Origin of the sequence: Winogradskyella sp. (assembly GCF_013042245.1) — a bacterium.
Lineage (GTDB): Bacteria > Bacteroidota > Bacteroidia > Flavobacteriales > Flavobacteriaceae > Winogradskyella.
Map to the genome: position 1 here is coordinate 1 of NZ_JABDQL010000021.1, position 6021 is coordinate 6021.

Below are 6021 nucleotides of genomic sequence, written 5' to 3' on the forward strand. Positions count from 1 at the left end.
TTTTTTGACGGAGAACAATATAGCTAAATATCCATCAGAAGGAGAAGGGAATTTGTTCCCTTCTTTTTTCTGAAAAATTGCTATAAAAAAAACTCCTTAAAAGTTGCGTTTATTGGTTGAATTCAAGAAACAATAATCCAAAACGCGCCATATCTTCTGCAGAAATAAAAATACCTGCACCTGAGTGTCCACCACCAGTGACAGATTTCATTTTGAGCCCATCTATAATTGTCCAAGCATTGTCGTAACCAAACCAGCGCCAAGTTGTTGATGCTCCAATTTTATCCATAACCTCGTCCTTCAACACTTGTGGTAAAGGCTTACGCCATACTTGTAAAGCGGAATATGCCAAGACATTTACACGTACATCATTATACTCCATGTATGTCCCAGGGTCTCTTAATCCTCTATTCTTCCAATCGTCCAAATCACCTTTTCTAGGAGGTCTATCTGCCCAATCTTTTGCTCCCCAAATTTCTCCTGACCAATCTGAGTTTTGTTGTAATAAATGTTGCCAAGTGATTTTAGAATTATGAGCGCCATCAAATGTCCCATCCCAAACATAATCTTTTCCGAAATCGGTTTCATTTGCAATCAAACCTTTATCCACAGCCAAACCAGTTACTGTTGACAAAAAACTTTTGGTAACACTAAAGGTCATATCTACACGTTTGGTATTTCCCCATTTTGCAATTACATAACCATCTTTTATGATTAATCCTGCTGGACCACCACGTTTTTTAGTTGGTCCTAAAATTTCATGAAAAGGTTCGCGAGCAAAACCTTTTAAAACAGCAATACGTAAATCTCGTGAGCCAGAATATTCGTTTTCTTTTGCAAATTCTACAGCGTCATTTAACCATTCTGAATCTACTTTAAGTTCTGCTGGTGTTTTCTCTATCCAGACATCATTTTGCTCTGGGAAATATTTTATTTGAGCGGAAATACCATAAAGACAAAACAAAAAGACAAACAATAAACCTTTCTTAGCTAGAAACATAGAATATAGAGGTGTTAATTAGTTTAATAAGCTCTGTAAATTTACTAATTTTAAATCATGGAAAACGAACTAAAAATTGCACTTATCCAATCTGATTTGACATGGGAAAATCCTGAAGATAATCGAAATCATTTTACGTCAAAGATTGAATCTATTTCAGAATCTGTAGACCTTATTGTTTTGCCTGAAATGTTTACCTCAGGCTTTACGATGAATGCTTCTAGTATTGCCGAAAAGATGGAGGGTGACACCATTAATTGGTTAAAAGCTTTAGCTTCAGTAAAAGAGCTAGCAATTGTTGGAAGTCTTGTCGTTTCAGAAAATAATAAGTATTACAATCGTTTGGTTTTCGTGCGTCCTAACGGAGAAATAGATACTTATGATAAACGACATACTTTTACATTGGCAGGCGAACATAGAGTATATACGGCAGGAATAACTAAAACAATCATAGATTATAAAGGTTGGAAAATTTGTTCGCTAATCTGTTACGATTTACGTTTCCCTGTTTGGGCACGCAATACAGAAGATTATGATGTACTAGTTTATGTGGCCAATTGGCCAAAACCTCGAATAAATGCCTGGGATGCTTTATTAAAAGCTCGCGCTATTGAAAATATGAGCTACTGCATTGGTGTTAACAGAATAGGTGTTGATGCTACAGGGCATGAATATCCAGGACACTCTGCTTGTTATAATGTTTTAGGAGAAAAACTCACTCATATTATACCGAATGAAAAAGGGATAGAAATTGTATCGCTTGATAAAAAGCATATTAAAAAACACCGGGAAAAGCTTAATTTTTTAAACGATAAAGATAATTTTAGTCTCTTAAAGTAAGGGTTTCGTCATAATCAAAATTTGGACGGACATCAATGATGTCAGGATGATAACTCACCTTTTCTGGCTGAAGTTTTTTTAGGTAATTTCCTGAATCAAACTTTTTGTTCTTATTCGTATCAAAAATAGCCCTGATACTATATTTTCGAGCATCAATATCATTGAAATCTACAATAGGGATTTCCTCAGCATATTTTTCGTATTTCACTTCTCCTCGATCATCGACGAGCTGAACTATTAGAGGTAGTTTAGCGTTAATTAAAGTTACTCTGATATTTCCAAAATCGGCTTTCTTTCGGGTACTGAATGCAAAATCTAATGTATCATTTACGGCTCCATAAAAATCTGTTATTGCAGATGGTAACAATTGTATTTTATATTTTTCAGATTGTTGTTTATCAATTTTAAATGCATATCTGTTGTAAAGTTTATCGTATTCAATAGCGTATTTTACATTGACAGAATCTTTATTAATCAATTTAATTTTGGTTGTATCAATTTTAGCAAAAGGTGTAGAAGCTATAAGGGTTATATCTTCATTAAAGCTAATTGTCCCTGGTTTTAAAGCACTTATTACCAAAGAATCTTTATCTGCATTTCTAAACTTGTATTTAAAAGTTTCGGTGAAATTTTTACTTTTTACCAAAATAGAAGCAGAGTCAATTTCAATCTTAGGTTTATACCAATAATACAAACTGTCAGTTTCCTTATCTCTTGTTAACCTATAATCTATATTTTTAATAGAATCTGATTGGATTTCAATCGCTACGTCTTCAAGTTCTCCTTCATATGGAAATAGAATCCGCTGCTCTGCTATTTGACTTGGTTTTAATACTTTAAAATCTGGGACTTCTTTAAATAAAGTAATATCAAAAATTTCTTCTGTAGGTACACTTATTTCGCCTTCATAAAATCCTATTTTATCTGTTTTTGGCTGAAAAGTGAAGTTAGAATTTTCTTCCTTAAGTGCTACTAGCCTGTATTTTCCCGCTTTAATATTATCTATACTAAAAGTGACAAGACTGTCTAAGGTGTTAGTAATAAATTTCGGCTTTTGCTTGTAAACAATTGAATCTATGTAAGATGTATCTGCTTCGTATAACATTACCGAAACAAAAGGGTCTGCGTTTCTATTTAAAGCATCAAAAACAGCACCTTTTACGGATAAAGAGTCAATAGTTTCGCCTGTAGAAAAAACATAACGGTAATACGGATATGGATTTTCTTCATTATTATCTACTATGCTTTGTCCAAAATTAATGGCGTAAGTTGTGTTAGCCTCTAATGTATCTTCAATCTTTACGGTAATATATTTGCTTGCCGAGCCCAATGGTGTAATTACCGGAGGTGTATCCATTGGTGGTGAAACTATAAGTTGTTTTTGTAAATCTTTAAGTTTTACGTACTCATTAAAGTAAATTTTAATCTCTTTGCTTATAAAGTTGGTCGAATAGTTTTCTGGTTTTTCTCCAGTGATTTCTGGAGGTGTTATATCTTTTTCACCACCCGAAGGTCTACCACGACTAGCACATCCCGTGGCAAAAAGTGTGAGTACTAAAATCCCTAAAAAAACACGCAAATATTTTAAAAACATTGACCTTTAAAGTTTCAACAAATTAACAACTAAATTCTAATAATAACGAAAATTCTACTCAGCAATTGCCATTGTTGCTACACTAATTTTTACATCTGGAATGCTTCGTAAAAGCAACACACAAGCTTCTATTGTTGCACCTGTGGTAATAATGTCGTCGACTAACAAAATATGCATCCGGCTCAAATTATCCGTTTTACCTAAATCAAAACGCATATTAGCGTCATCAAACCGTGTAACTCTATCTTTAAAAACTTGTGTTTTGGTATGCTTTATTTTCACTAAAACGTCTTCATTATAATCTGCATCTAAAGCGTGAGCAATAGATTGACCAAACTTTGTAACTTGATTGTAACCACGTTCTTGACGTTTGGTTATATGTAAAGGTACTGGGACAACAATATCAATCGTCTTATAAGCGTCTAAAGTTTGAAGTTCTCCTCCAAGCCAATCGCCTAGAAATTTCCCAATCTGTTCATGACCTCTATATTTTAAATTATGTAATAATTCTTGTACCAATCCTTTTTTTGAAAAATGAAGAAGTGACGTCGCATTTTCAAGCTTAACACGACCGTATAATATCTTTTTAAGCGCATCATTATTTTCAAAATGAAAGTTAGTAATTGGCAGCTCATGTCTGCATGTGACACAAACCACGTGTTCATTATCTTGTAATGGGAGTTTACAGGCTTCACAAATTTTCGGAAAGAAAAGGTTGACGAGGTTTTGAAACACAATTAATATTATAACAAGCGTTCTAATTTTTCATTTTTAAACTTAAATGTAATACTTAATTTTTAAGTCACTATAAATTAGTAAAAAGAGGACATTAATTCTATCCGTTTTATATTTTTGCAGCATGGCAAATAATGAAGATAAATTTAAAAAGGTTTTATCCCACGCAAAGGAATACGGATACGTATTTCAAAGTAGTGAGATTTACGATGGTTTAAGTGCTGTTTACGACTATGCGCAAAACGGTGTTGAGCTCAAAAAAAATATACGCGACTATTGGTGGAAAGCCATGGTGCAAATGAATGATAACATTGTTGGTTTAGATGCTGCAATTTTTATGCATCCAAAGACATGGAAAGCTTCTGGTCACGTCGATGCTTTTAATGACCCTTTAATTGATAATAAAGACTCAAAGAAGCGTTATCGCGCTGATGTTTTAATTGAAGATTATTGTGCTAAGATTGAAGCAAAAATTGAGAAGGAGGTTAAAAAAGCAGCCAAGCGTTTTGGTGATGCTTTTAATGAGGAAGAGTTTATTTCAACTAACGGTCGCGTTTTAGGCTACCAAGAAAAGATTAACATCATTCTAAGCCGAATGGGAAAATCCTTGGAAGCTGAAGATTTAGCTGACGTTAAAACTTTAATTGAAGAGTTAGAGATTGCTTGCCCGGTTTCAGGAAGTCGTAATTGGACGGACGTTAAGCAATTTAACCTTATGTTTGGAACAAAGCTTGGCGCATCTGCAGATTCTGCCATGGATTTATATCTAAGACCAGAAACGGCTCAAGGTATTTTTGTCAACTTTTTGAATGTTCAAAAAACAGGACGCATGAAGATTCCGTTTGGTATTGCACAAACCGGAAAAGCCTTTAGAAACGAGATTGTAGCACGCCAATTTATCTTTAGAATGCGTGAGTTTGAACAAATGGAGATGCAATTTTTCATAAAACCAGGTACGCAAGCCGATTGGTTTCAATATTGGAAAGAGCACCGCATGAAATGGCATTTATCGCTAGGTATTGGCGAAGACAATTATCGTTTTCATGACCATGAAAAATTAGCACATTACGCTGATGCCGCTACAGATATTGAATTTAAATTTCCGTTTGGATTTAAGGAATTAGAAGGTATTCACTCGCGTACAGATTTTGATTTAAAACAGCATGAAGAATATTCTGGCAAAAAATTACAGTATTTTGACCACGAAGAAAATGCCAACTATACACCATATGTTTTAGAAACCTCAATCGGTCTCGACCGTATGTTCTTAGCAGTGTTTTCTAATGCGCTACAAGAAGAAGAGTTAGAAAACAATACGACCAGAACAGTATTAAAATTACCAGCTGTTTTAGCACCAACAAAAGCAGCAATCCTACCATTAGTACGTAAAGATGAAGCTTTAGTGAAATTATCTAAAGATATCATGGATGACTTAAAATGGGATTTTAATGTGACGTATGATGAAAAGGATGCTGTTGGTCGTCGCTATAGACGTCAAGATGCTAATGGCACACCATTTTGCATCACCGTCGATGGCGAAAGCTTAGAAGATAACACTGTTACTATTCGTCATCGCGATACGATGGAACAACAACGTGTTAAGATTGAAGATTTAAGAGCAATTATTAAGAAAGAAGTAGACTTTAAGGAATGGCTGATGAAGATGTAACTTTACTCATACATACGAATAAAAAGCCCTTCTAAGTTAGAAGGGCTTTTTTAATTACTTGAATTCAACCAATAAACGCAACTTTTAAGGAGTTTTTTTTATAGCAATTTTTCAGAAAAAAGAAGGGAACAAATTCCCTTCTCCTTCTGATGGATATTTAGCTATATTGTTCTCCGTCAAAAA

4 protein-coding genes and 1 pseudogene are annotated in these 6021 nt (G+C 34.2%); 2 read left to right on the forward strand and 3 right to left on the reverse strand.

The genetic code is table 11. The annotated features are described in order from the left end of the window. Positions 1–124: 124 nt before the first annotated feature. A pseudogene (locus HKP48_RS01535) lies at positions 125–1000 on the reverse strand (serine hydrolase); the annotation flags it as partial. A 57-nt stretch (positions 1001–1057) separates the two neighbouring features. Between HKP48_RS01535 and HKP48_RS01540 the strand changes: the two are divergent. After that, complete coding sequence (locus HKP48_RS01540) at positions 1058–1840, forward strand: amidohydrolase (RefSeq protein WP_296342111.1); 783 nt, start codon at positions 1058–1060, stop codon at positions 1838–1840. Here the strand turns inward: HKP48_RS01540 and HKP48_RS01545 are convergent. Then, complete coding sequence (locus HKP48_RS01545) at positions 1824–3434, reverse strand: Ig-like domain-containing protein (RefSeq protein ID WP_296342113.1); 1611 nt, start codon at positions 3432–3434, stop codon at positions 1824–1826. The two genes, HKP48_RS01540 and HKP48_RS01545, sit on opposite strands and share 17 nt — an antisense overlap. A gap of 54 nt (positions 3435–3488) precedes the next feature. Then, entirely contained in the window at positions 3489–4169 is a 681-nt protein-coding gene (locus HKP48_RS01550; protein WP_296342114.1) for a ComF family protein, read from the reverse strand. Positions 4170–4293: 124 nt separating this feature from the next. Here HKP48_RS01550 and HKP48_RS01555 point away from each other — a divergent pair, with 124 nt between their 5' ends. After that, a complete protein-coding gene (locus HKP48_RS01555) occupies positions 4294–5838 on the forward strand; it encodes a glycine--tRNA ligase (protein ID WP_296342116.1) in 1545 nt (514 codons plus the stop codon). Positions 5839–6021 lie beyond the last annotated feature (183 nt).

Coding starts and splice junctions, on each gene's coding strand:
- HKP48_RS01540 (WP_296342111.1), top strand. CDS start 1,058: ATGGAAAACGAACTAAAAATTGCACTTATCCAATCTGATTTGACATGG.
- HKP48_RS01545 (WP_296342113.1), bottom strand. CDS start 3,434: ATGTTTTTAAAATATTTGCGTGTTTTTTTAGGGATTTTAGTACTCACA.
- HKP48_RS01555 (WP_296342116.1), top strand. CDS start 4,294: ATGGCAAATAATGAAGATAAATTTAAAAAGGTTTTATCCCACGCAAAG.